General features: G+C 73.4%; 23 protein-coding genes. 15 read left to right on the forward strand and 8 right to left on the reverse strand.

Annotated elements, in window-relative coordinates; translation table 11 throughout:
- The first annotated feature begins 8 nt into the window (after positions 1-8).
- Both lon and ACIP5M_RS18145 read left to right on the forward strand, forming a co-directional pair.
- Complete coding sequence (gene lon / locus ACIP5M_RS18140; RefSeq protein WP_401198083.1) at positions 9-2,405, forward strand: endopeptidase La; 2,397 nt, start codon at positions 9-11, stop codon at positions 2,403-2,405.
- 374 nt (positions 2,406-2,779) lie between these two features.
- Complete coding sequence (locus ACIP5M_RS18145; protein ID WP_401198085.1) at positions 2,780-3,220, forward strand: MarR family winged helix-turn-helix transcriptional regulator; 441 nt, start codon at positions 2,780-2,782, stop codon at positions 3,218-3,220.
- 290 nt (positions 3,221-3,510) lie between these two features.
- Here the strand turns inward: ACIP5M_RS18145 and ACIP5M_RS18150 are convergent, their stop codons facing one another.
- On the reverse strand, positions 3,511-4,284 hold the full coding sequence (locus ACIP5M_RS18150; RefSeq protein ID WP_401198087.1) for a protein phosphatase 2C domain-containing protein: 774 nt from the start codon (positions 4,282-4,284) through the stop codon (positions 3,511-3,513).
- Between the two features lie 401 nt (positions 4,285-4,685).
- On the opposite strand from ACIP5M_RS18150, the gene ACIP5M_RS18155 reads away from it, so the two are divergent.
- The 5 genes from ACIP5M_RS18155 to ACIP5M_RS18175 are packed head-to-tail and all read left to right on the forward strand — an operon-like array spanning position 4,686 to position 10,468.
- A complete protein-coding gene (locus ACIP5M_RS18155) occupies positions 4,686-7,694 on the forward strand; it encodes a nitrate- and nitrite sensing domain-containing protein (protein WP_401198090.1) in 3,009 nt (1,002 codons plus the stop codon).
- Positions 7,691-8,167 carry a roadblock/LC7 domain-containing protein gene (locus ACIP5M_RS18160; RefSeq protein ID WP_401198091.1) on the forward strand — a complete coding sequence of 159 codons (477 nt, stop codon included), beginning with the start codon at positions 7,691-7,693 and terminating at the stop codon, positions 8,165-8,167. Before ACIP5M_RS18155 ends, ACIP5M_RS18160 begins: the two co-directional genes overlap by 4 nt.
- Complete coding sequence (locus tag ACIP5M_RS18165; RefSeq protein ID WP_401198094.1) at positions 8,164-8,553, forward strand: DUF742 domain-containing protein; 390 nt, start codon at positions 8,164-8,166, stop codon at positions 8,551-8,553. The genes ACIP5M_RS18160 and ACIP5M_RS18165 overlap by 4 nt, the downstream gene beginning before the upstream one ends.
- On the forward strand, positions 8,534-9,163 hold the full coding sequence (locus ACIP5M_RS18170) for a GTP-binding protein (RefSeq protein ID WP_401198097.1): 630 nt from the start codon (positions 8,534-8,536) through the stop codon (positions 9,161-9,163). The genes ACIP5M_RS18165 and ACIP5M_RS18170 overlap by 20 nt, the downstream gene beginning before the upstream one ends.
- Positions 9,164-9,169: 6 nt before the next feature.
- Complete coding sequence (locus ACIP5M_RS18175) at positions 9,170-10,468, forward strand: styrene monooxygenase/indole monooxygenase family protein (RefSeq protein ID WP_401198098.1); 1,299 nt, start codon at positions 9,170-9,172, stop codon at positions 10,466-10,468.
- Here the strand turns inward: ACIP5M_RS18175 and ACIP5M_RS18180 are convergent.
- From ACIP5M_RS18180 to ACIP5M_RS18195, 4 genes are all read right to left on the reverse strand, one after another.
- Positions 10,381-11,646, reverse strand: coding sequence for an NlpC/P60 family protein (locus tag ACIP5M_RS18180; RefSeq protein WP_401198100.1), 1,266 nt, complete (start codon positions 11,644-11,646; stop codon positions 10,381-10,383). The genes ACIP5M_RS18175 and ACIP5M_RS18180 overlap by 88 nt on opposite strands.
- A gap of 96 nt (positions 11,647-11,742) precedes the next feature.
- Positions 11,743-12,579 (reverse strand): alpha/beta fold hydrolase, encoded by an 837-nt coding sequence (locus ACIP5M_RS18185; RefSeq protein ID WP_401198103.1) that lies wholly within the window; start codon positions 12,577-12,579, stop codon positions 11,743-11,745.
- Positions 12,576-13,169 (reverse strand): TetR/AcrR family transcriptional regulator, encoded by a 594-nt coding sequence (locus ACIP5M_RS18190; RefSeq protein ID WP_401198106.1) that lies wholly within the window; start codon positions 13,167-13,169, stop codon positions 12,576-12,578. The genes ACIP5M_RS18185 and ACIP5M_RS18190 overlap by 4 nt, the downstream gene beginning before the upstream one ends.
- Positions 13,170-13,261: 92 nt before the next feature.
- The gene (locus ACIP5M_RS18195) at positions 13,262-13,645 is read right to left on the reverse strand and encodes a DUF6223 family protein (RefSeq protein WP_401198108.1); all 384 of its coding nucleotides are present in this window, start codon (positions 13,643-13,645) and stop codon (positions 13,262-13,264) included.
- Positions 13,646-13,840: 195 nt separating this feature from the next.
- Here ACIP5M_RS18195 and ACIP5M_RS18200 point away from each other — a divergent pair, with 195 nt between their 5' ends.
- From ACIP5M_RS18200 to ACIP5M_RS18220, 5 genes are all read left to right on the forward strand, one after another.
- Complete coding sequence (locus tag ACIP5M_RS18200; RefSeq protein ID WP_401198111.1) at positions 13,841-14,968, forward strand: sensor histidine kinase; 1,128 nt, start codon at positions 13,841-13,843, stop codon at positions 14,966-14,968.
- Positions 14,965-15,636 (forward strand): response regulator, encoded by a 672-nt coding sequence (locus ACIP5M_RS18205; RefSeq protein ID WP_401198114.1) that lies wholly within the window; start codon positions 14,965-14,967, stop codon positions 15,634-15,636. Before ACIP5M_RS18200 ends, ACIP5M_RS18205 begins: the two co-directional genes overlap by 4 nt.
- 32 nt (positions 15,637-15,668) lie before the next feature.
- Complete coding sequence (locus tag ACIP5M_RS18210) at positions 15,669-16,253, forward strand: TetR/AcrR family transcriptional regulator (RefSeq protein WP_401198117.1); 585 nt, start codon at positions 15,669-15,671, stop codon at positions 16,251-16,253.
- Between the two features lie 107 nt (positions 16,254-16,360).
- A complete protein-coding gene (locus ACIP5M_RS18215; protein ID WP_401198120.1) occupies positions 16,361-17,731 on the forward strand; it encodes an MFS transporter in 1,371 nt (456 codons plus the stop codon).
- Positions 17,728-18,492 carry an SDR family NAD(P)-dependent oxidoreductase gene (locus ACIP5M_RS18220; RefSeq protein ID WP_401198122.1) on the forward strand — a complete coding sequence of 255 codons (765 nt, stop codon included), beginning with the start codon at positions 17,728-17,730 and terminating at the stop codon, positions 18,490-18,492. The genes ACIP5M_RS18215 and ACIP5M_RS18220 overlap by 4 nt, the downstream gene beginning before the upstream one ends.
- A 34-nt stretch (positions 18,493-18,526) precedes the next feature.
- On the opposite strand, the gene ACIP5M_RS18225 is transcribed toward ACIP5M_RS18220, so the two are convergent.
- Together ACIP5M_RS18225 and ACIP5M_RS18230 are read right to left on the reverse strand one after the other, a co-directional pair.
- A complete protein-coding gene (locus ACIP5M_RS18225) occupies positions 18,527-18,961 on the reverse strand; it encodes a hypothetical protein (protein WP_401198125.1) in 435 nt (144 codons plus the stop codon).
- On the reverse strand, positions 18,961-19,368 hold the full coding sequence (locus ACIP5M_RS18230; protein WP_401198128.1) for a DUF6325 family protein: 408 nt from the start codon (positions 19,366-19,368) through the stop codon (positions 18,961-18,963). Before ACIP5M_RS18230 ends, ACIP5M_RS18225 begins: the two co-directional genes overlap by 1 nt.
- Positions 19,369-19,464: 96 nt before the next feature.
- Here ACIP5M_RS18230 and ACIP5M_RS18235 point away from each other — a divergent pair, with 96 nt between their 5' ends.
- Both ACIP5M_RS18235 and ACIP5M_RS18240 read left to right on the forward strand, forming a co-directional pair.
- Entirely contained in the window at positions 19,465-20,838 is a 1,374-nt protein-coding gene (locus ACIP5M_RS18235) for an FtsW/RodA/SpoVE family cell cycle protein (protein WP_401198131.1), read from the forward strand.
- Positions 20,835-22,295: a penicillin-binding transpeptidase domain-containing protein gene (locus ACIP5M_RS18240; protein ID WP_401198133.1), complete on the forward strand. Its 1,461-nt coding sequence runs from the start codon at positions 20,835-20,837 to the stop codon at positions 22,293-22,295. The genes ACIP5M_RS18235 and ACIP5M_RS18240 overlap by 4 nt, the downstream gene beginning before the upstream one ends.
- Positions 22,296-22,858: 563 nt before the next feature.
- Here ACIP5M_RS18240 and ACIP5M_RS18245 read toward each other — a convergent pair.
- Positions 22,859-23,965, reverse strand: coding sequence for a ferritin-like domain-containing protein (locus ACIP5M_RS18245; protein WP_401198135.1), 1,107 nt, complete (start codon positions 23,963-23,965; stop codon positions 22,859-22,861).
- Positions 23,966-24,142: 177 nt separating this feature from the next.
- Between ACIP5M_RS18245 and ACIP5M_RS18250 the strand changes: the two genes are divergently transcribed.
- Entirely contained in the window at positions 24,143-25,072 is a 930-nt protein-coding gene (locus tag ACIP5M_RS18250; RefSeq protein WP_401198138.1) for a diiron oxygenase, read from the forward strand.
- Positions 25,073-25,095 lie beyond the last annotated feature (23 nt).

The raw sequence follows: 25,095 nt of genomic DNA on the forward strand, positions 1-25,095 counted from the left end.
GGAAGATCATGGCTTCGACGTCCGTAACGCTCACTCTGCCCGTGTTGCCGCTCGACGACGAGGTCGTGCTGCCTGGGATGGTCGTACCGCTGGACCTGTCCGACGCCGAGGTGCGCGCGGCCGTCGAGGCGGCGCAGGCTGCGGCGGGGAGCGGGAAGCCCCGGGTGCTGCTCGTGCCGCGGGTCGACGGGAAGTACACCGGGACCGGAGTGCTCGGGACCGTCGAACAGGTGGGTCGGCTCTCCGACGGGGACCCCGGGGCGCTCATCCGCGGTCGCGGGCGGGTCCGGATCGGCGCGGGGACGACCGGGCCCGGGGCCGCGCTCTGGGTCGAGGGCGAGACCGTGGACGAGAAGGTTCCCGATCCGCTGCCCGGGGCCGTCACCGAACTCGTCAAGGAATACAAGGCGCTCGCCACCAGCTGGCTCAAGAAGCGCGGGGCCTGGCAGGTCGTGGACCGGGTCCAGCAGATCGACGGGGTGGCGGCGCTCGCCGACAACTCCGGCTACTCGCCCTTCCTGACGGTGACCCAGAAGGTCGAGCTGCTGGAGACCGCCGATCCGGTCGCCCGGCTCAAGCTCGCCATCCAGTGGCTCGGCGAGCACCTCGCCGAGCAGGACGTCGCCGAGTCCATCGCCAAGGACGTCCAGGACGGCGTCGACAAGCAGCAGCGCGAGTTCCTGCTCCGGCGTCAGCTGGAGGCCGTGCGCAAGGAACTGCGCGAGCTGAACGGGGAGAAGGACGGCGAGGAGTCCGACGACTACCGCTCCCGCGTCGAGGCCGCCGACCTGCCCGAGAAGGTACGGGAGGCCGCGCTCAAGGAGGTCGACAAGCTGGAGCGGGCCAGCGACCAGAGCCCGGAGGGGTCCTGGATCCGGACCTGGCTGGACACCGTGCTGGAACTGCCCTGGAACGAGCGCACCGAGGACCGGTACGACATCCGCGGCGCGCGCGCCGTCCTCGACGCGGAGCACGCCGGGCTGAGCGATGTGAAGGACCGTATTACGGAGTACCTCGCCGTGCGCAAGCGGCGTTCCGAGCGGGGCATGGGCGTCATCGGCGGTCGGCGCGGCGGGGCCGTGCTCGCGCTGGTCGGCCCGCCCGGCGTGGGCAAGACCTCGCTCGGCGAGTCCGTCGCGCACGCCATGGGACGCAAGTTCGTCCGGGTCGCGCTCGGCGGCGTACGGGACGAGGCGGAGGTACGCGGACACCGCCGGACCTACGTCGGCGCGCTGCCCGGGCGGATCGTACGGGCCATCAAGGAGGCCGGGTCGATGAACCCGGTGGTGCTGCTCGACGAGATCGACAAGGTGGGCTCCGACTTCCGCGGGGACCCGGCGGCCGCGCTGCTGGAGGTCCTGGACCCGGCGCAGAACCACACCTTCCGGGACCACTACCTGGAGGTGGAGCTGGACCTGAGCGACGTCGTCTTCCTGGCCACCGCCAATGTGCTGGAGGCCATTCCGGAGGCGCTCGCCGACCGGATGGAGCTCGTACGCCTCGACGGGTACACGGAGGACGAGAAGGTCGTGATCGCGCGGGACCACCTGCTGCCGCGCCAGCTGGAGCGTGCCGGCCTCGGCACCGACGAGGTGGTGCTGGAGGAGGACGCCCTGCGCCGGCTGGCGGGGGAGTACACGCGGGAGGCGGGCGTACGCACCCTCGAGCGGTCCATCGCGCGGCTGCTGCGCAAGGTGGCCTCCCAGCACGAGCTGGGAGAGCGGGAGCTGCCCTTCCGGATCGGCGCCGGCGACCTGCGGGGGCTGATCGGCCGGCCGCACCACGTGCCGGAGTCCGCCCAGGACCCGGCCGAGCGGCGCACCGCCGTCCCCGGCGTGGCCACCGGCCTCGCGGTCACCGGCGCGGGCGGAGACGTGCTCTTCGTCGAGGCCTCCCTGGCCGACCCGGAGACCGGGGCCGCCGGGCTCACGCTCACCGGGCAGCTCGGCGACGTCATGAAGGAATCGGCGCAGATCGCGCTCAGCTTCCTGCGCTCGCACGGCGCCGAACTGGAACTCCCGGTCGCCGACCTGAAGGACCGGGGCGTGCACATCCACTTCCCGGCGGGCGCGGTGCCGAAGGACGGCCCGAGCGCGGGCATCACCATGACGACGGCCCTCGCCTCGCTGCTGTCCGGGCGGCAGGTGCGTACGGATGTGGCGATGACGGGGGAGGTGTCGCTGACCGGGCGCGTCCTGCCGATCGGCGGGGTCAAGCAGAAGCTGCTCGCCGCGCACCGGGCCGGGCTGACCACCGTCATCATCCCCAAGCGCAACGAGGCCGACCTGGACGACGTCCCGGCGGAGGTGCTGGAGGGGCTGGAGGTGCACCCGGTGACGGATGTGCGGCAGGTGCTGGAGCTGGCCCTGTCCGAGGCGGAGGTGGCCGTCCCGGCGGCGGCGTAACCCCGGGCGCCGGCCGGTGGGGGATTCCCGGCTCGCCGGAACCGGCGACGGGTGCGTTCGCCGGTTCCGGTGGGGTCGGGCGCGTGCCGGGGGCACCTCCTCGGGCGCCGAACGTGGCCAGGGGGTGGGCAGTTCTGCGGGACAGTGTTCGGCACCCTGCGGGGGCGCCCCGCCCCACACCCGACCCCACCGGAACCGGCGGCGGGGGTTTCCGGCGCCTCAGTACGTGGCGGAACCGGCGGGCGGGGGGACGGTTCTCGGTGGTGGCGGGCAGGGGCCACGGCTCGGGATTGTGCTCCGGCGGGGTCCTGGGGTGTCGGCGGGCCCGCTGCGAAATACTGGCCCCACCACACAGGCCATTGAAGGAGCGGGACGTGCACGTGAGCGAAGACCAGGAGTTCCTTGCCCTGGAGCGGGAGCTGTCCGTCTTCCTCCGGCGCGCCAGGGCCTCCTCCGGCGAGATGGCCCGCGAGCTCCACCCCGAGCTGGAACCCGCCGCCTACGGGCTTCTGACCCGCCTGGAGGCCGCCGGTCGGCAGCGGGCCACCGAACTCGCCGCCTACTTCGGCGTCGGCAAGGCCACCATGAGCCGCCAGCTGCGGGCCCTGGAGGTCCTGGGCCTGGTCGCCCGCGAGCCGGACCCCGCCGACGGCCGGGCCTTCCTGGTCGGCCTCACCGACGAGGGCCGCGAGCGGTTCCTGCGCGTGCGGGACGCCCGGCGCGAGCAGTACATGCGCAAGCTCGCCGACTGGGACCGCGGCGAGGTCGCGGAACTGGCACGGCTGCTCCACCAATTGAACGCCGGAGCCGAGTAGCCCACCCGGCGTCGGTGCCGGCGGGGCCGGGTGTGCGGCGGGGCGCCCCCGCAGGGTGCCGAACACTGTCCCGCTCCCACTGTCCGGCCCCTTGCCACGTTCGGCGCCCGAGGAGGTGCCCCGGCGCGCGCCCGGCCCCGTCGGTGCCGACGCCCCCCCGGGGCCGCAGCCCCGGAAACGCCGCCCCCGGCACGGCTCCCAAGGAGGCGCCCCGGCACACCCCGGCCCGTCGGTGCCGACGCTCCCTGCGCCGCAGCCCCGGAAACCCCGGCCCCCGCCCGGACCCCGCGCTACAGCTCCGCGTAGGCCGCCGACGCGTCGTCGTGCCGTTTGTGCCGGGCCGGCGGCCGGTCCGGATCGGATTCCAGGGCTCGGACCCGGCCGATCAGCCCCTCCGCGCCCTCCTTGCGGAGCACCGCCAGGCACTGCGCCCAGTCACCCTCCCCGAAGGTGTCCGTCCACCGGCTCGCTCCGTCCGTGAGCGCGGCCACCGCCCGGACCCGCTCGCGCGGCGTCCGCCCCGTCACCGCCCGCGCCGCCACCGCCGGGTCCGCGGCCGCCGTGAAGAAGCCGCCCTCCGCGTTCCGCAGGGCGTCCGTCTCGGCCACCGACCCCAGCACCTGCCGCGGGATCCGGTCCAGCCGGTCGTCGAGCACCGCCGTCACCTCGCCCCCGGGCCCTTCCAGCAGCAGGACGGAGTCCGAGAGCACGAGGTGTTCCACGTACGCCTCGTCCCACCGGACCACGACCACCGTCGCCTGCGGCGTACGCACGTGAGAAAGGTCACACGTCTCCCGGTGGGCGTCGGCCGTCGCGCGGACGGCCTCCGCCAGGATCCGGTCCAGCGGCATGTCCCGCCGGGATCCGGACAGTTCGGTCAATCGGCCGCCGAGCCGGCCCGCGAACCACGGCACGCCGTGGACGCACCCGTCCTCGCCGCGCGGCGGCGTGACCCCGTCCAGGGCGACCAGCACGCCTCCGCCGGAAGCGGGGATCGCCGCCGACAGCCAGTCCTCATTGGGGCGTTCCGGGTTGCCGGGGGCCGAGGCGAGGTCAATGCGCATACGGGCATTCTGCCGGGCGGAGCCCGCCGCACGCGGGCAGGTCCGTACCAATGGGAGAGGGGGAGGCGGCCCGGTCCGCCCGCCGGGACCCGGGGGGCCGTTCGAGCGCCGCCCGGGCGCCGGGCGGAATGTGGGCGGGCATCCTGCCAAAGCCCGCATCGATCTTTCAACCGCCTGTCCACGGATGTGCATCTGACACGTGGTGTCCGAGTTGGTCGCCAACTCATCCGTGATGTTCACTCGTTCGAGTGGCCGGGTGGGCGATGTGCGGCTCTCTCCCCATCACACTGCAAAGGTCGATGGCGGTACGAGGGGGCAGGGGGCGTTTACTTGTTGACCGGCCGTTACCTCGGCCACACGAGTAGACGAGCAAGAGCACACGTACAGGATTGCGAGCACCGGTGCAGAAGAAGCGGTCTCGGAAGAACGGCACCGCCACCGACGGCCCGGCCCCCGCAGGACGCCGCGTCCGCGTGCGCCGCAGGCTGGTCGTCGGCGTCGCCGTCGCCGGCCTCACCGTCCTCGCGGCAGGCGCCCCCGCCGTCGTCTCCGCGACACGGGAACTGAGCGACTCCCAGCGCCTGGTCACCCTCGCGGAGCAGAACAGCCAGACCCTCACCCTCGCCCACCTCCTCGGTGACGAGCGCGACGCCGCCGTCGAGTACGCCGCCAAGGGCCGTCCCGGCGCGGCCAGGGCCGCCGTCCAGGAGCGCGCCGCGCGCACGGACCGGCAGCTCGCCGACGTCCAGGCCGTGGCCGACGAGGAGACCGCCCGCGCCCTCGGCCGCATCCAGGCCGTCCGCACCGAGGCCGTCGACGGCAAGGGCAGTGCCCTCGCCGCCCACCAGGCCTACGCCGGCCTCATCGCCGAACTCCTCGCCCCCGGCGACCGGCTCGCCGAGCTGACCCCGCCGCGCGCCGAGGCCGCCCTCGCCACCACCCGTCCGCTGGCCCCGCTGGGCCAGGCCGTGGACCAGGCCTCCGCCACCCGCGGACTGCTGGTCGCCGCGCTGGCCGTCCCCCGCGGCGACCAGGCCCCCAACTCCGCCGTGGTCGACGAGCTCACCACCGCCGCCCAGCGCGCTCGCGTACGGGAACAGGCAGCCCTCGACGACTTTGCCCGGGCAGCGCGCCCCGACGTACGCCAGACCCTCGCCGCGACCGTCACCGGCCCCGAGGTCAAGGCGGCCGACGACTACCTCAAGCGGCTCACCGACCGGCCCACGCTGTCGGCGGCCGACCGCAAGACCGACGGGGCCGCCGTGGGCTCCGCGCTCACCGCCCGCCTCGACCGCATGCGGTCCGTCGAAGCCACCCTCGCCGGCCAGCGGGCCACCGCGCTCGCCGCGCAGCGCGACGACGACGTGACCCGGCTCGAGATGATGGTCGCCCTGATGGGCGTGCTGTTCCTCGTGGCCGTCGGGTTCTCGACCGCCGTGGCGCGCTCGCTCACCCGGCCGCTGTCCGTCCTGCGCCGCGGTGCAGAGCGGCTGGCGACGCCGGAGGGCTCGGTGGAGCCGGTGCGGTTCACCGGCCGCAACGACGAGTTCGCCGAGGTCGTACGCCACCTGAACGCGGTGCGGGACCAGACCGTCTCCCTCCACACCCGGATCGCCGGACTCGACGCCGACCGGCGCCGGATCATCGGCCGCAACGAGGCGCTCAACTCCAGCCGTGAGGTGCTGGAGGAGGAGCTGACGAACCTGCGGGCCGGGCTGGAAGAGCACCGCCGCATCATGTCGACCACCTCGGTGTCGCTGTCCCTGCGGACCCTGGGCCTGGTGGAGCGGCAGCTCGCGGTCATCGAGGAGCTGGAGTCCAAGGAACAGGACCCGGACCGGCTCGCGACCCTCTTCAAGCTGGACCACCTGGCGACCGTCATGCGCCGCCACAACGAGAACCTGCTGGTCCTGGCCGGCCAGGAACACGGCCACGGGCAGGGCCTGCCGGTTCCGCTCGTCGACGTGATGCGGGCCGCCGTCAGCGAGATCGAGCGCTACGAGCGGGTCGAGCTCGCGGCGCTGCCCTCCTCCACACAGGTGGCGGGGCACGCGGCCGACGACATCTCGCACGTCCTCGCCGAGCTGCTGGAGAACGCGACGACGTTCTCGCCGCCGGAGGCCAAGGTCAAGGTCTCCGGATGGCTCCTGGACTCCGGCGACGTCGTGCTGTCCGTCGTGGACGAGGGCATCGGGGTCACCGAGGACCGGCTGGAATCGCTGAACGCCCGGCTGTCCACGCCCGAGGCCTACGACGAGGAGCCCGAGGCGGAGCACGGCCTGGGTCTGGGCCTGTACGTGGCCGGGCGGCTCGCGGCGCGGCACGGGGTCACCGCCGAGCTGCGCGCCCCGCGGCACGGCGGCACCGAGGCGCTCGTCGTCATCCCGGCGGCCCTTCTGCCCGCCACTGCGCCGGCCTCGCCGGTGCACACCCTCGGCGCGCCGGGCTCGCCGGGCGTGCCCGCGCTGCACCTGCCCGGCGTGGTCGCGGAGGCCAACGAGAACACCCTGCCGAGCCGCTTGCGCGGAGCCGGGCGTCTGGCGGCGGAGGGCGGGCTTCTGCTTCCGGGAGCGGAGGCGGTGACCGCAGGGGCTGTTGAGGCCGCTGAGGCTGCGGAGCCGGTTGAGTCTGCCGAGTCCGCCGAGCCTGCCGAGTCCGCTGAGGCGGTTGAGTCCGCCGAGTGGGCTGAGTGGGCTGAGGCCACGGAGCCCGCCGAGCCCGCCGAGCCCGCGGCCGAGCCGCACGCGGCCCCCGCCGAGGAGCCGGCCGCCGAGCTGCTCGCCCGGGTGGTGCCCGAGGTGCCGGATGCCGCGCCGGCGGACGGGCCGTTGCCGCCCGTCGAGCAGATCTTCACCGTGCCGGCCCCGGCGGCGGAGGCCCCGGGCGGGCCCGGGCCCGACCAGCAGCTCCTCGCGCGGGTCGTCCCCGACGCCGAACCCGAGACCTTCGCGGCACCTGACCCCGCCCCGGCGGACGCGGACGAGGTGTCCGGTGCCGCGCCCGTGGCCGACGTACGGGAAACAGAGCCCCGGCCGGAGCCGGAGCCGCACACCCACGCGGCCGCCGAGGGGAACTGGCTCCCCCGCCAGGGCAGCCACCCCGCCGACCCCGCCGAAGCCGTCACCGCCAAGGGCCTGCCCAAGCGGACCCCGCGCTCCGTGGCCGCCGCCCCCGCCGGCCGCGCGGACGCGGCACCGGCACCGGCCGAGCCGCCGCGCCGCGTCGACGCCGACGAACTGCGGCGCCGCCTCGGCGGTTTCTACCAGGGGGCCCAGGACGGCCGGCGCGTCGTCGCCGCCGAGCTCGAGCGGGACCGGGAGCACGGGCCGGACCGCGACCAGGACCACGCGCAGGACCGGGGGCAGGGGAACACCGACCAGGGGGACACCGCACAGGAGGCACGCACATGACCGCGCCCAGTACGTACGGACTGAGCACCCAGGCCCGCAACCTGCAGTGGCTGCTGACCGACCTGGTCGAGGAGGTACCCGGCGTCAACTCCGTCGCCGTCGTCTCCTCGGACGGGCTGCTGCTCCTGTCCTCCGACCCCGGAGCGGATTCCCCCAAGGAGCCCCGCACCAAGGGCCCCCGGGGCGCATCGGCCGACCTGGCCACCATCGTCTCCGGCCTCGGCAGCCTCACCACCGGCGCGGCCGCCCTCATGGACGGCGGCTCCGTCAAACAGACCATGGTGGCGATGGAGCACGGCTCCGTCTTCGTCATGGCCATCAGCGACGGCTCACTGCTGGGCGTGCACGCCACCCCCGACTGCGACATGAGCGTCGTCGCCTACCACATGGCCCTGTTCGTCGGCCGCGCCGGCCACGTCCTGACCCCCGAAGTCCGCAGCGAGCTGCGCCAGTCGATGGAGAAAACCCCGTGAGGAGTCCGGCCTCCGACCGGCTGCCGATACGCGGCGCCGAGCGCCGCCCCGCCCGCGTCCGCCCGTACTCCCTCACGGGCGGCCGGACCCGCTTCACGCAGGTCCTGCACGTCGAGACCTTCGTCGCCGCCCTGGACACGAAGGCCTCGCAGCCGCAGAAGCCCGACCGCATGCCCGAGATGCCGGCCATCGTCGAGGTCTGCCGTCGCATGCGCACGATCGCCGAGATCGCGGCGCTGCTGAAGCTGCCGCTCGGCGTGGTCCGCGTCCTCGTCAGCGACCTCGCCGATCAGGGAAGGATCCGCGTCTACGGGACGGGCCAGGGCACGGGCCGCCCCGAACGCGCGCTGCTCGAAAGGGTGCTCGGTGGCCTTCGCCGTCTCTGACCGTCCGGTGCCGTCGGCCGTGGACGACGAGCCCGTCCAGCCCTGGCAGTACGACCGTTCCCGCGCGCCCGTCGCCGTCAAGGTGCTGGTCGCGGGCGGCTTCGGCGTCGGCAAGACCACCTTCGTCTCCTCCCTCTCCGAGATCACCCCGCTGCGCACCGAGGCGGTGATGACGGAGGCGAGCGTCCCGACCGACGACCTCACCGGGACCCCGGACAAGAACACCACCACCGTCGCCATGGACTTCGGCCGCGTCACCCTCGACGACGACCTCGTCCTCTACGTGTACGGGACCCCGGGCCAGGAGCGGTTCTGGTTCATGTGGGACGACCTCGTGCGCGGCGCCATCGGCGGCATCGTGCTGGCCGACACGCGGCGGCTGCGCGACTGCTTCCCGGCCCTCGACTACTTCGAGAGCTGCGGGCTGCCGTACGCGGTTGCCGTCAACCACTTCGAGGGCTCCGCCTCCTACGAACCCGAGGACGTGCGCGAGGCGCTCACCATTCCGCCGGAGGTCCCCGTCGTGATCATGGACGCCCGCAGCCGCCACACGGTCATCGAAGCCCTGCTGACCCTGGTGGGGCACGCCCTCGACACCACACCGGAGTAGACCCGCATGCGCAAGATACTCGTCGTCGGAGCCGGCCAGTCCGGGCTCCAGCTCTCCCTCGGACTCCAGGCGAAGGGGTACGAGGTCACCCTCATGTCCAACCGGACGGCGGACGAGATCCGCGCCGGGCGGGTGATGTCCACGCAGTGCATGTTCGACACGGCCCTCCAGCACGAGCGCGACCTCGGGATCAACTTCTGGGAGCAGCAGGCCCCGAAGATCGAGGGCGTCGGCGTGTCCGTCGCCGCCCCCGACGCCGGCCGGGCCGTCGACTGGCTGGGCCGCCTCAAGGGCCACGCCCAGTCCGTGGACCAGCGCGTGAAGATGGCGGGCTGGCTGGACACCTTCGCGCAGCGCGGCGGGCAGCTGGTCATCCACGGCGCGTCGGTCGCCGACCTGGACTACTTCTCCCGTACGTACGACCTGGTGCTCGTCGCCGCCGGCAAGGGCGAGCTGGTGTCGATGTTCGAGCGGGACGCGGCGCGTTCCCCCTACGACGCCCCGCAGCGCGCGCTCGCGGTCTCGTACGTGCACGGGCTCGGCCCGCGCCCCGAGCACCCGCAGACGGAGGCCGTCCGCTGCAACCTGGTCCCGGGCGTCGGCGAGCTGTTCGTCATGCCGACCCTCACCACCTCGGGGCGTGCGGACATCCTGTTCTGGGAGGGCCTCCCGGGCGGCCCGCTGGACGTCTTCAAGGGCGTGAACGACCCGTCCGAGCACCTGGCGCTCACGCTGGAGCTCATGGAGAAGTTCACGCCGTGGGAGTACGCGCGGGCGACGAAGGTGGAGCTCACGGACGCGGGCGGCACCCTCGCGGGCCGTTACGCGCCGGTGGTCCGCAAGCCGATCGGACGGCTCCCGGGCGGTGGGCTCGTCCTCGGTGTCGCGGACGTGGTCGTCGCCAACGACCCGATCACGGGGCAGGGCTCGAACTCCGCCGCGAAGTGCGCGGCCTCGTACCTGTCCTCGATCCTGATGCACGGGGACAACCCGTTCGACGAGGCGTGGATGAGGGCCACCTTCGACAAGTACTGGTTCACCACCGGCAAGCCGGTGACCCAGTGGACGAACGCGATGCTGGGGGTTCCCCCGGAGCACGTGCTGAACCTGATCGGCGCGGCCGGGCAGCTCCAGCCGGTGGCGGATCGTTTCGCCAACGGCTTCGACAACCCGGCCGACTTCGACGCGTACTTCTACGACCCCGAGGACGCGGCGGACTACCTGGCGGAGGCGGCGGCGTCTGTGTCGGCGGCTTCGGGGGCTTCGTCGGCTTCCCCGGTTTCCGGGGCCTCCTCGGAGGAGTAGCCGGCATCGTCGGCGGCGCCGTCGTCGTCCGCTGCCCTGCCCGTCGGCTCCGCCTCGGGCAGCGGCGGGGGAGTGAACCGCGGGAGCGGGGTGCCGGCGGGGTCCGGGCGTACGGCGCCGAGGAGCGGATTGGCGGCGAGGGGCGAGACCTTGATCCGGGCTCCCGGGCGGGGTGCCTGGATCACCTTGCCCTCGCCGACGTACAGGGCGACGTGGGTGGCCTTGGGGAAGTAGACCACGAGGTCCCCGGGGCGCAGCTGGTCCAGCGGCACCTTCGGCAGCTGCGCCCACTGCTCCTGGCTGGTCCGCGGGATGCTGCGGCCGGCGTGCGCCCAGGCCTGCGAGGTCAGCCCGGAGCAGTCGAAGGACCCCGGTCCCTCGGCGCCCCAGAGGTACGGCTTGCCGATCTGGGCCGCCGCGTAGGTGAGGGCCGCGCCGCCGGCGGCCGTGGGCGTACCGGTGCGGGTGGGGAGCCGGCCGGAGGCCACCAGCGCGCGCTGCGCCGAGGCGGTGTCCGCGGCCTCGCGGGCGCCGAGCCGCTCGAGCTGTTCGGCGGTGAGCGAGGACAGCACCCGTTCCACCTCCTTGAGCTGGAGGCCCACCTCTTCCTTGTACCGCTTCTGCTGCGCGGCCAGGGTCTGCTGGGAGTCCAGCGCCCTGCGGGCCCGGGTGGCGAGCGCGTCGGCCCGCTTCTCGCCGCGCGCGAGACGGTGGAGCACACCGGCCCGCCGGGCGCCCTCGCGGGCGGCGAGGCGGCGCTGGTCCAGCGCGGCCTGAGGGTCTTTGGCGAGCAGCATCCGGGCGTACGGGGAGAAGCCGCGGCCGCCCTGGTACTGCTCCCGGGCCAGCCGCCCGAGGAGGGCCTTCTCGGATCCGAGGGCGCTGCGTGCCTTGCCGAGCTCGGCATTGAGCCGCCGCTCCTCGCGCTGCCGGGACGTGAGCGCTTCCTCGGTGGCGTTGTAGGCCTCGGCGGCCTCCTCGGCCTTCTGGTAGAGCCCTTGGAGGCGGGTGAGCAGCACGCCGACGTTCTCGGTGGGCGCCGCGGGGGCGGCGGGTGCTGCCGGGACCGCCGGCGCCGCCGGCCCCGGCGCCGCGGGTTCGGCGTGGACGCCGGGAGTGGGCGCGGCCACGGCCAGTACCGCGGCGATACAAACAGCACGAAGCAGCCGATGTGACATGTGATCACCTCCGACCGCCGATGCTGCCACGCCCGGTATGACAAATCGCCCAACGGGGTCGGCGGGGCCGACGGGCTCACCCGGATGGATCCGGCTCTACGCGCGCAAGGCCTTGCGGACGAGTTCGCCGAACCCGGCCGGGTGCGTGGTGAGGCCGGTGTGGCCGCCGGGGAAGTGCAGGAGTTCCTTGCCGAGACGCTCGGCAAGGAACGCGGCCGGACGGTACGGCAGTTCGCCGCGCGAGTCCTGGCCGCAGGCGAGCACGAGCCGGTCGGACAGGGCCTCCAGGCGGTGGATGTCCGGGGCGTAGGACATGAAGCCGGGCACGATGCGCCCCACGAAGTAGGGCAGGTTGGCCATCGTCCGCTCGGCGCGGGCCGCCGCCTGGGGCGGAAGCTCGAGCGCGGCCTCCGGTGCGGTGGTGTCGCCGTCCTTCTTCAGGCCCGCGGCGAACACGGCCATGGCCGGCATGAGCCCCTGGGTGCGCAGCGTCTCCTGCACGCGCGCGAGGAGCTCCCGGTGTTCGGGGGCGTCCGGAAGGACCTCCACCAGCGGCGGTTCGTGCGCCACCAGGCGTTCGACGCGTTCGGGACGGGCGGTCAGCAGGTGGACGGCGGTGATCGCGCCCGAGCTGGTGCCGAACACCCGGGCGGGCTCACCGGGCGACAGCAGGTCCAGCACCCGCAACGCGTCGTCGGCGTGCTCGGCCACGCGCTGCTCGGCCTCGGGGTCGGCCAGCGTGCTGCGGGACATGCCGCGCGGGTCGTAGGTCGCCACGGTGTATTCGGCGGCCAGGTCGTCGGCGATGCCGTCGAAGGAGGCCGCTCCGCCGGCCCCGCCGGGAATCAGCAGCAAGAGCGGGCCCCGGCCGCGCACTTCGTAGTGCAGGGTCGCGCCGCTCACGCGCAGACTGCCGGTGGTCGGTTCGGTCATGAGGAGTCTCCGTCCCGGGAGGGGGGCCAGTGTTCGAGGAGGCTGTGCAGGGCGTCGAGGGCGCGGACCCAGGAGGCGTGTGACGAACGCTCGTGCGCGAAACCGCCCGAGGCCTCCAGGGACACGAACCCGTGGAACGTGCTGCGCAGCAGCCGGACCGCGTCGGTCAGGTCCGGCTCGGCCAGTCCGTAGCCGCGCAGCATGCCGTAGGTCAGCTCGACCGCGCGCCGCGGACCGGCCGCCCGGGCGGCCAACTCGGGGTCGATCCGGAGGGGGGCCTGAGTGGCCGTGTAGCGGCCGGGGTACCTGTGGGCGTACTCCCGCCAGGCGTTGGCGAACGCGACCAGCGCGTCCTTGCCCGCCCGCCCGGCGGTGGCCTCCGCGATGCGGAGGGTCTTCTCGTCCGCCGCGAGCAGGGCGATCCGCCCGCGCAGGTCCTCGAGGCTGCGCACGTGCGCGTAGAGGCTCGCGTCCTTCACGCCGAGCCGCCGCGCCACCTGCGACATGGTCACCCGGTCGAGCCCGATCTCGTCCGCCAGCTCGGCGGCCGCGGCCGTCACCCGCTCCGCCGTGAGCCCTGCCCGCACCATGTGCCCTCCCGCATTCCTAGGGTCCCTAGTTTTAACCTAGGGATCCTAGGAAGGCAACCACCGGGCGGAGGGGCGGTCCTGCGCCCGACCCTTCAGCCGGTGCGGCGCGAGCGGGCTTGCGCCAGTCCGCCGAGGACCGTGCCGATCAGGCCCACCAGTAGGGCCACGTAGGCCCCGCCCAGCCCGTTCCCGGTGCCGACGGCGCCGTCGGCGGTGGCCGCGACCAGCCCGCCCAGGGCCATGCCGATCAGTCCGGCCGCCATGGCCGCCCTGATCCAGGGCGATCCGGTGGCGCCGCCGAAGCGACCGGCGGGACGGGCCAGCGCCAGTCCGGCGATGACCACGGCGGCCAGCCCCAGCAGCGCCCCCGCGCTCGCCCCGAGCCGTCCCGGGGTGAGGTCGTAGACGCGGGCGGCGACGGGCTGGAACGAGGCGTGTGCGGCTGCCGGTGCGGCAAGCAGGTGATGAACGGACATCGAGGTGCTCCTCCTGTGACGGGGTGTCGGTCGCTCGAGCATGTCCGCCGTACCCACCCCGGGTCGTCCTGCAGACGCGGACACTTCGCACTGCCGCCGATGCCGCAGGAGGCGCGAACGTACTGCGTGCGCGGTAGCCGGCCGCTCGTCCGGGAGGGGGACTCGCCGACGGGGGCGACCGGCTAGGTTTCGCGCATGAGTGCAGGTGAGCCCGGCGTCCGGGCGCGTGTCGTGGACCTGTTGATCGCCGCCGGCGTGGCGACGGCGCTGCTGATCACCGGCCTGTCCGGACAGCATTCCGCCACGGGCCCCGCCCTGCTCGGGTACGGGCTGCTGGTGGCCGGCGGGCTGGCGCTGATCGTGCGCCGACGGGCTCCGGTTGCCGTGCTGGCCGTCACCGGGCTGTGCGCGGCCGGGTACCAGGCGGCCGGATTTGACGTGCCCGCCGTCGCTTACCTCTTCGCGGTGTACGCGGCCGTACGTGCGGGACGCCGCACCGTCACGGCGGTGGCGAGCGTGGCCCTGCTGGCTGTCCTCCCGCTCGCGGCCCTGGTGTCGGGCCTCCACGACACGGGCGAGGCGTTCGCCCAGGCCCGGGGCGCCTTGGAGCTGGCCTGGCTGATCGCCGCCGGCGCCGCGGGGGAGGCGCTGCGGCAGGCCGAGCGGCGGGTGGACGAGGCCGAGCGCACCAGGGAGGAGACCGCACGGCGGCGCGCCGACGAGGAACGGCTCCGTATCGCCCGGGAGCTGCACGATTCGCTCACCCACCAGATCTCGGTCATCAAGGTGCAGGCCGAAGCCGCCGTGCACGTGGCCCGCAGGCGGGGGGAGGAGGTTCCGGAAGCGCTGCTGGCGATCCAGGAGGCCGGACGTGAGGCGAGCCGGGAGCTGCGAGCGACCCTGGAGGCGCTGCGGGACGACGACACGATTCCGCCGCGCGGGCTCGATCACGTCGGCGAACTCGTGGACTTGGCCCGCGGGTTCGGCCTGGACGCCACGCTGACGATCGAGGGGCGGCGGCACGACGTGCCCGCCGCGGTGCAGCGGACCGTCTACCGGATCGTTCAGGAGTCGCTCACCAACGTGGCCCGCCACGCGGACGCCGCCACGGCGTCCGTGCGGATCGACTGCCGTGCGAACGCCCTCGTCCTGCGCATCGACGACGACGGCAAGGCCACGCCGGGCACAGCCCCGACACCCGGCCTCGGGCTGCTCGGCATGCGCGAGCGGGTGACGGCCCTCGGCGGACGACTGCGCGCCGAACCGCGCGCCGCGGGCGGCTTCACCGTCCAGGCCGAACTCCCCGTGGAGCAGAGGCCGTGATCCGTGTCCTGCTGGTCGACGACCAGCCGCTCATCCGCAGCGGATTCCGCGCCCTCCTCGACCTCGAGGACGACATCGAGGTGGTGGCCGAGGCCGCCGACGGGCAGGAGGGCGTGGACCTGGCCAGGGAGCACCTGCCCGACGTCGCGCTCGTCGACATCCGGATGCCGGTCGTCGACGGGATCGAGGCGACGCGGCGCATCGCGGCCGACCCGGCCCTGGCCGGGGTGCACGTCGTCATCCTGACCAACTACGGCCTCGACGAATACGTCTTCGACGCGCTGCGCGCCGGCGCCGCCGGATTCCTCGTCAAGGACATCCTGCCGGACGACTTCCTGCACGCCGTGCGCGTGGCGTCGCGCGGGGACGCCCTGCTGGCACCCTCCATCACGCGCAAGCTGATCGGCCGGTACGTCACCCAGCCGCTCACCGCCGGTACCGGAACGGGCCTGAAAGAGCTGACCGGCCGCGAGCGCGAGGCGGTCGTTCTGGTCGCGCACGGTCTGTCGAACGACGAGATCGCGAGTCGTATGGTGATCAGCCCCACGACCGCGAAGACCCACGTCAACCGCGCCATGGCCAAGCTCCGTGCCCGCGACCGGGCCCAGCTCGTGGTCCTCGCCTACGAGTCCGGCCTGGTGGTCCCACGGATCGCAGAGAATATTTGACCGATCGGTTCAATATCGCTTAGGGTTCGAGCGTGGCCAGGACCAAGGAATTCGATCCGGATGCCGCGCTGCAGTCGGCTCTTGAGCTGTTCTGGCGGCGCGGGTACGAGGCGACCTCGATGGCGGACCTCGTGGAACACCTCGGCATCGGGCGCGCCAGCATCTACGCCACCTTCGGCAACAAGCGCGAGCTCTACCTGAAGGCGCTCGACCGGTACGGCGAGAACCGTGACCCGGCGCTGTTGGGCGAACTGTCCCAGCCAGGTCCGGCGTTGCCGGCCGTGCGGGCGGTGGTACGGCGGTTCGCCGCCGAGGCGGGGTCCGAGGAGCGGCGGCTGAACGGGTGCTTCGTCACCAACACGGCCGCCGAGCTGGGTGCGCACGACGCGGCGGCGGCCCGCCGGGTCGAGGCCAGCTGGGGGCACATCGAGACCCTGCTGCACTCGGCGCTCGTACGGGCCCGCGCGCAGGGTGAACTGCCCGCGGACCGGGATCCGCGCGCGCTCGCGCGGATGCTGCTCGTGCTGATGCAAGGCCTGCGGGTGGTGGGCAAAGCGTCGGAGGACCCGGCGCGGGTGCGGGACGCGGCCGAGCAGGCGCTGAAGTTGCTGGACTGACCGGCTGGGCGGAATGGTGGGCTGGGTTGTCGACCGGATGACCGGCTGCCGGGGCGGCTTTCGCGTGACGTTATTTTGGAACGTTCGGTCAAATATCAGGGGGAGAGATGACTGTTGCGCAGGGTCGGGAGACCCGCACCAGGCCGGCGGCCGGGCCCGCCTTCGTGCTTCTCGGTGCCGTGCAGGTGTCGCTGATCTTCGCGCTCACCTCGCTCGTCGTGCCGCTGCCGCGGATCGGCCGTGAACTGTCCCTGGGCCGGGACGACTTGATCCTTCTCAGCGCTGCCTACGGGCTGACCTTCTCCGGACTGCTGCTCTTCGGCGGTCGCGTCGCCGACCGGTTGGGCGGGAGGCGCGCCCTCACCGCCGGGCTGCTCGTGTTCGCCGCGGCGTCCCTCGCCGCGCCGTTCGCCCCGGGACCGGGGGCCCTGCTCGCCGCGCGTTTCGCGCAGGGGGCCGGCGCCGCCCTCAGCGCGCCCGCCGCCATGGCCGTGCTGCGTGCCGTATTCCCCCGACCCGCCGCGTACGGAAGGGCGATGGCCGCCTGGGGCGGGCTCTCGGTCCTCGGCGCGACCGCCGGGAACCTGCTCTCCGGGGTCGTGTCGGCGCTCGCGTCCTGGCGGCTCGCCTTCGCCGTGCCGGTCGTGGTGGCGGGCGCCGCCCTCGGGCTCGCGCCGCGGCTGTTGCCCGCCACCCCGGCCGGAGCGGGCCGCTCGCTGGATCTGCCGGGTGCGCTGCTCGCCACGGCCGGCATCACCCTGGCCGGCTATGGGCTCGTCCTCACCGACGCGCGCCCCTGGGGTTCGGCGGCTGTTCTCGTGCCCCTGCTCTCGGGGGTCGCGCTCCTCGCCGGGTTCCTGGTCGCCGAGCGCCGCGCCCGCGATCCGCTGCTTCCGCCGGGGTTCCTCCGCGACCGCCGCCGGGGCCTCGCGCTCGCCGCCATCGGCCTGACCGCCGCCGGGACCGCCACGGTGTTCGTGCTGCTTTCGCTCCACCTCCAGCAGGACCGCGGCTGGTCGGCGCTGCAGACCTCCGCCGCCTTCGTGCCCTTCGCGGTGGCGCTGCTCGTCTCCGGCCGCGCGGCCGGCCCGCTCGTCAGCGGCTACGGCGCGCCGGCCGTCACCACCCTCGGGCTCGCGGTCGCCGGGACGGGTCTCGCGCTGCTCGCACTCACCGGCCTGGCACCGCACACCCCGTACGCGTACGGACTCCTCCCCGGCCTGCTCCTGCTGGCGACCGGCGGGGCCACCGGTTTCGCGGGGGCCGCCGTCCTCGCGACGGACGGGGTGGAACCGCAGCAGGCCGGACTCGCGGGCGGCGTCATGAACACCGCGATGGAACTGGGCCCGACCGTCGTCCTCGCCGCCCTGCTCACCCTCGGCTCCGACGCCACCTCACTCGCCGCGGCGGCAGGTGCCTTCGCCGTCGCCGCGTTCCTCAATCACCGCACCAACCGACCCAAGGAGTCATCGTCATGACCGCACGGTTCACCGGCAAGAGCGTCCTCGTCACCGGAGCGGGCTCCGGCATCGGCCGGGCCGTCGCCCTCGCCTTCGCCGCGGAAGGGGCCTCGGTGGTCGCGGCCGGACGTACCGCCGCATCGCTCGACGAAACCGTGGCCCTGATAGCGAAGGAGGGCGGTACGGCAGTCGCCGTCACCGCGGACGTGACCCGCTCCGAGGACGTCAGGGACCTGGTCCGCCGTACCGTCGAACACTTCGGAAGCCTCGACGTCGCCGTCAACAACGCGGGCGTCTTCCGGGGCGGCGCGCCCGTGGCCGACCTGCCCGAGGAGGACTGGCGCACCCTGCTCGACGTCAACGTCACCGGCGTACTCCTCAGCCTCCAGGCCGAAGTGGCCCGGATGCGCGACCAGCCCACCGGCGGGGTGATCGTCAACATCTCCTCCAACCTCGGCGCGCACCGCCGTGTCCCGGGCGTGGCCGGGTACATCGCCACCAAGGCGGCCGTCTCGGCGTTGACCCGGGCCGCCGCCCTGGACCACATCGGCGAGGGGATCCGTATCAACGCCGTCAGCCCCGGCCCGGTTGACACCACCATGTCGCTGCTGCCGGGCGAGTCCGACGCCGACCGCGCCGCCCGGATGAAGGCCGCACTGCCGCTGGGGCGGGTCGCCTCCACCGCCGAGGTCGCGGCTGCCGTGCTGTACCTGGCCTCGCCGGACGCCGCTGCCTTGGTCGGCAGCGACCTGGTCGTCGACGGCGGCGCCGCTGCCTGACCCAGCGGCACCCCGTCCGGCAGGGGTGACCCCGTCAGCCGTGCAGCAGGAGGGCCTTGGCCGCGGTGAACTCCTCGGGGGTCAGCAGGCCTTCCCGCGCCAGGTCGGCCAGTTGGGTGAGTTCCGCCACCAGGTCCGCCGCGGCGACGGGCTCGCCCGGGTGCGGGTGCTCCGCGTGGCGGTCCGGGGAGGCGGGTGCCGGTGGTCGCACCGGCTCCGGTTCCGGCGGGGCTGCCTCACCTGGCTCCGGCTCCGGCTCCGGTTCCGCCAGTGCGGCTGGCTCCGGGTGGTATTCCGCCGCCTGGACCGCCCGGGCCAGCAGCCCCCGGCGGGGCGGTTCGTCGGGGTGCACCGCGCCCGCCGTGGACTCCGCCGCGCCCGCCGCGCGGGACAGCAGGCCGCGCAGCAGGGGGCGGCCCGCCGGACGCTGGGCCGCGTGGACCGTTACTCCGACCGGCCGGATGAACATCAGGCCACCCCTGCCCGGGGGTCCACCGGGATCCGGTCCGGCGGGATGCGGACCGAGCCCACGATCCGGCCGCCCGCCGCCCGTACGACGATCGCCGCGTCCTCGGCCCACACGTGCTCGACGACCAGCAGCAGCGCGCAGCTGCCGCGCTCCAGCAGCCCCGCCGACTCGGTCACGTCCTCCGGCCCGATCAGCCGCACCGCGTCCCGGCCCGTCAGCAGGCCCCGCAGCTCCAGGAACTCGTCGAACTCCGCCGCCAGCACCTCCCCGGCCGCCGTCCGCGTCACCACCAGCCCGTCGATGAGGCGGACCACCCCGGTCTTCCGCAGCCCCATCACGGCCTCGACCGCCGGCACCCGCAGCTGCTCTTCCGGGAAGGCGAGGACGATGAACTCCACAGGTCCCATATGGTTCGGCTCCTGATTCCGACCGTTTGTGACGACTCTTCGGCACACTATGGCATAAGCGGACATATCATCCGTCTGCTTGCTACGTTTCCCTCCATGAGCGCTCTGACGGCGAAGGTGGCGGAGCCCGCCCCGCCCCCGCCCCCCGACGCCCGCGCCCCCAAGCAGCGCGGGGTCGAGCTGACGCTCCTCGCCGGCGCCGTCCTGATCTCCGTCCTCGGCCACCTCTGCGTCGGCCTCGCGACCACCGGCCGCATCCCGCCCTCCGCCAGCCACTACGCCGCCGGCCTCGCGCTCGCCGCGCTGCTCGCGCACCTCGCCGTCCGCCTGGCGGCCCCGTACGCCGACCCGCTCGTGCTGCCCATCGCCGTCCTCCTCAACGGCCTCGGCCTCGTCCTCATCCAGCGCCTCGACGCGACCACCCCCGGCCACCTCACCGCCGGTGGCCAACTCCTCTGGTCCGCCCTCGGGACGGCCCTCTTCGTGCTCGTCGTCGCCGTGCTGCGCGACCACCGCACACTCCAGCGCTACGCCTACCTCTCGGTCGCCGCCGCCCTGCTGCTGATGCTCGTCCCCGTGTTCTTTCCGGCGGTCAACGGCGCCCACATCTGGATCCGGTACGCCGGACTGTCCTTCCAGCCGGGAGAGTTCGCCAAGATCCTGCTGGCCGTCTTCTTCGCCGCCTACCTCGCCGCGAACCGCACCGCCCTCGCCCTCACCGGACGCCGGCTCTTCTGGAAGCTGCGCCTGCTCCCGGGCCGCGTCCTCGGCCCGATCCTCACGATCTGGCTGCTCAGCGTCGGGGTGCTGGTCCTGGAGCGTGACCTGGGCACCTCGCTGCTGTTCTTCGGGCTGTTCGTGATCATGCTGTTCACCGCCACCGGGCGGATCGGATGGATCGCGATCGGCCTGCTCCTGGCCGGGGTCGGCGCGTATGCGGTCGGGACCTTCGAACCGCACGTCCACAGCCGCGTGGACGACTGGCTGAATCCTTTCGCCTCCATCGAGCGGGGCGAGGGCCCCGGCCAGCTCGCCCAGTCCCTCTTCGCCTTCGGCGCCGGCGGCCTGCTCGGTGCCGGCCTCGGTCACGGCCAGTCCTTCCTCATCGGCTTCGCCGCCAAATCGGACTTCATCCTCGCCACCGCAGGCGAGGAGCTCGGCCTCACCGGCCTCGCCGCGATCCTGCTCCTCTACGGGCTCCTCGTCGCCCGCGGCTTCCGCGCCGGGCTCGCGCTGCGCGACCCCTTCGGCCGGCTGCTCGCCACCGGCCTCGCCTCGATCGTCGCGCTCCAGGTCTTCGTCATCGCCGGCGGTGTCACCGGGCTGATCCCGCTCACCGGCATGGCCATGCCCTTCCTCGCCCAGGGCGGCTCCTCCGTCGTCACCAACTGGATCATCGTCGCGCTGCTGGTCCGGCTCAGCGACAGCGCCCGCAGGCCCGAACCGGCGCCGCAGGAGGCCCCCGCGTGATCCGCTACATCCGCTGGTGCGCGTACTTCTGCGCCGTCCTCCTCGTCGCCCTGCTCGTCAACCTCGCCCGCGTGCAAGTCTGGGAATCGGCCGCCTACGGTGCGAACCCGGCCAACAAACGCCCTGCCATCGAGCGCTACGCCGAGCCGCGCGGCGACATCCTGGTCGAGGGCCGACCCGTCACGGGCTCCCGCGACAGCGGCCAACTCCTGCGCTACGAGCGCACGTACAAGAACGGCCCGCTCTACGCGCCCGTCACCGGCTTCTCCTCGCAGACGTACGGGACCAGCTTCATCGAGCGCGCCGAGGACCGGATCCTGTCCGGCACGGACCCCGGCCTCTCCGCCTTCCCGCTCTGGTACGACCTCGCCCGCGGCCGCCCCGCCGGCGGGAACGCCGTCACCACCATCCGGGCGGGCGTGCAGCGGGCCGCGTACAGCGGGCTCGCGGGCAAGCGGGGCGCGGTGGCCGCCGTCGAGCCGGCCACCGGGAAGATCCTCGCGCTGGTCAGCAGCCCCTCGTACGATCCGGGGGAGCTCTCCGGTACGGGCAAGCGCGTCAAGGAGGCCTGGGCGCGGCTGAACGCGGACCCGGCCAAGCCGATGCTCAACCGGGCGCTGCGCGAGACGTACCCGCCCGGATCCACCTTCAAGATCGTGACCGCCGCGGCCGCCCTCGACGCCGGTGTCGTCACCGACGTCGACGCGCCGACCGAGACCCCCGACCCCTACCCCCTGCCCGGCACCAGCACCCTGCTGCCGAACGCGGCCACGGGCTGCCAGGACGCCTCGATGGCGGAAGCGGTGCAGTGGTCCTGCAACACGGTGATGGCGAAGATCGGGGTACGGGTGGGGCTGCGGGGGATGGTGGAGGCGGCGGGGCGGTTCGGCTTCAACGACGACGGGCTGCGGGTGCCGGCGTGGGTGTCCCGGTCGAACTTCGACACCGACATGAGCCAGGACCAGCTGGCGCTGTCCTCGATCGGGCAGTTCAACACCAAGGCCACGCCGCTGCAGATGGCGATGGTCGCGGCGGCCGTCGCCAACGGCGGGGAGCTGAAGGCCCCCTACCTGGTGGACCGCACCACCCAGGACGACGGCTCCCCGGTCCGCCGCGGCGACCAGCGCAGCCTGGGCCGGGCCATGAGCCCGGCAACCGCCCTGCGGCTCCAGGAGCTGATGGAGCAGGTGGTGGAGAACGGGACGGGGAAGAACGCGGCCATCCCGGGCGCGCGGGTCGGCGGCAAGACCGGCACGGCGCAGCACGGGGTCGGCAACGCGGGGACCCCTTACGCGTGGTTCATCTCCTGGGCGAGGGCGGAAGGCGCCCCGCTGCCGGCGGTCGCGGTGGCGGTGGTGGTCGAGGACGCGGCGGCCAACCGCGGCGACATCACCGGAAACCTGGCGGCCGCCCCGATCGCCCGCGCGGTAATGGAAGCGGCCCTGTCCCCCCGCTAACCCCACCGGGACGCCACCCCGCACCCCCCAATCGCCGCCGAGGCCCTGCCGGCCGCCCCGAGGCTCCGCGCCTCAGACGCCGGCGAGGCTGAATTCGGCTGCCGCCGCCCGTGGTTTCTGCGGCGCCGGGCTGCGTGGCGGGCGCCTGCGCGGCTGGACGTGCCTGCCGGCACGGGTGGGCCGGGCCGCATGCAGCGGCCTGGCGGCCGCCCCGGGGCTCCGCCCCGGACCCCGCGCCTCAAACGCCGGCGAGGCTGAATTCGGCTGCCGCCGCCCGTGGTTTCTGCGGCGCCGGGTGCGTGGCGGGCGCCTGCGCGGCTGGACGTGCCTGCCGGCGCCGGCGGGGCCGGGTGTGCGGCGGGGCGCCCCCGCAGGGCGCCGAACACTGTCCCGCAGAACTGTCCGGCCCGTTGCCACGTTCGGTGCCCGAGGAGGTGCCCCGGCGTGCGCCCGGCCCCGTCGGCGCCGGCCCCGTCGGTGCCGGCCCGGCCGACCCCGGCCCGGCCCCGCCGGCCCCGCCCGGCGGAGCCAGAGGCGCGGGCTACGGGCGGAGCCCCGGTGTCTCAGGCCGCGCCGCCCTCCGCGATGGCGGCGCGGACCTCCGCCACCCGCTCCGCCTCCTCGGAGGCGAACCGCTCCCGGTCCAGCGCCTCCGCGATCTCCTCGTCCTGGGTCATCAGCAGATCCAGGTTCGAGTCCCCCATCTCGAAGACCCCCATCTCCAGGTACGCCTTCTGCAGCCGCTCCCCCCACAGCCCGATGTCCTTCACACACGGAACGATCCGGCTGAACAGCAGCCTCCGGAACAGGTGCAGGAACTCCGACTGCTCGCTGAACTGCTCGGCCTCCTTCTTCGGGATCCCGAAGTTCTCCAGCACCTCCACCCCGCGCAGCCGGTCCCGCATCAGGTGGCAGCCCTCGATCACGAACTCCTCGCGCTCGCGCAGCTCCGCGTCCGTCAGCTGCTTGTAGTAGTCCCGCAGCGCCATCCGCCCGAACGCCACGTGCCGCGCCTCGTCCTGCATCACGTACGCCAGGATCTGTTTCGGCAGCGGCTTGTCCGTCGTGTCGCGGATCATGCCGAAGGCGGCCAGCGCCAGCCCCTCGATCAGCACCTGCATGCCCAGGTACGGCATGTCCCAGCGGGAGTCGCGCAGGGTGTCGCCCAGCAGTTCCTGCAGGCTGTCGTTGATCGGGTAGAGCATCCCGACCTTCTCGTGCAGGAAACGCCCGAAGATTTCCGCGTGCCGGGCCTCGTCCATGGTCTGGGTGGCGGAGTAGAACTTCGCGTCCAGGTCCGGCACCGACTCCACGATGCGGGCCGCACACACCATCGCGCCCTGCTCGCCGTGCAGGAACTGGCTGAACTGCCAGGCGCTGTAGTGCCGGCGCAGTTCGCCCTTGTCCTTCTCGGTGAGTTTGGACCAGTGCCGCGTCCCGTACAGCGTCAGCACCTCGTCCGGGGTGCCCAGCGGATCGTACGGGTCCACCTCCAGGTCCCAGTCGATGCGCTTGGCGCCGTCCCACTGCTTGTCCTTGCCCTTCTGGTAGAGCGCCAGGAGCCGCTCACGGCCCCCGTCGTACTCCCAGCTGAAGCGGGCCGAACCGGAGGCGGGAATCTGCCAGACGCCCTCGCCCGGGTCCTTGGTGTAGAGCTCGTGCGTCGACACTGACGCCTCCTCGTCTCACGTACTGACGTACTGCCGTACCGGACTGGACAGTTGGCAGCGTCACACGTTGGTAGACGCGCGGTCAACAAGTCGTGCGCGGGGGATTGACGACCTTGCTGACAGGCAGTCTCATAAGCAGTGACCGCCGGTAACCCAACGAGCGAGGTATCCGAAGCCATGACGACCGTGACCGATCGAAACGCGCTGAGGGACGCACTCGGCCTGCTCAAGGACCGCGAGCAGATCGCCGAACGGCTGCTCGAATCCTCCGCCAAGCACTCCTTCGACCCCGACAAGGAACTCGACTGGGACGCCCCGACGGTCGAGGGCAAGTACTACTGGCCCCCCGAACTGCTCTCCCTCTACGACACCCCGCTGTGGAAGAAGATGGGGGAGGAGCAGCGCATCGACCTCTCCCGCCACGAGGCGGCGGCGCTCGGCTCGCTCGGCATCTGGTTCGAGATCATCCTCATGCAGCTCCTGGTCCGGCACATCTACGACAAGTCCCTGACGAGCAACCACGTCCGGTACGCGCTCACCGAGATAGCCGACGAGTGCCGCCACTCGATGATGTTCGCCCGCATGATCCAGAAGGCCGGCGCCCCCGCCTACCCGGTCTCCCGCGTCAACCACAACCTCGCCCGCGTCCTCAAGACCATCTCCACCACCCCCGGTTCCTTCGCCTGCACCCTCCTCGGCGAGGAGATCCTCGACTGGATGCAGCGCCTGACCTTCCCGGACGAGCGCGTCCAGCCCCTCGTCCGCGGCGTGACCCGGATCCACGTCATCGAGGAGGCCCGCCACGTCCGGTACGCCCGCGAGGAACTGCGCCGCCAGATGCTGACGGCCCCGCGCTGGGAGCAGGAACTCACCCGCGTCAGCTGCGGCGAGGCCGCGCGCGTCTTCTCCCTCGCCTTCGTCAACCCCGCCGTCTACGAGAACATCGGCCTCGACCGGCGCGAGGCCGTCGCCCAGGTCAAGGCGAGCGGGCACCGGCGCGAGGTCATGCAGACCGGCGCCAAGCGGCTCACCGACTTCCTCGACGACATCGGCGTACTGCGCGGAGTCGGCCGCAGGCTGTGGAAGAGCTCGGGGCTCCTCGCCTAGGTCATGTCCAGGGGCGTCCTGCG

It is taken from the genome of Streptomyces sp. NPDC088762 (assembly GCF_044750905.1).
GTDB lineage: Bacteria > Actinomycetota > Actinomycetes > Streptomycetales > Streptomycetaceae > Streptomyces.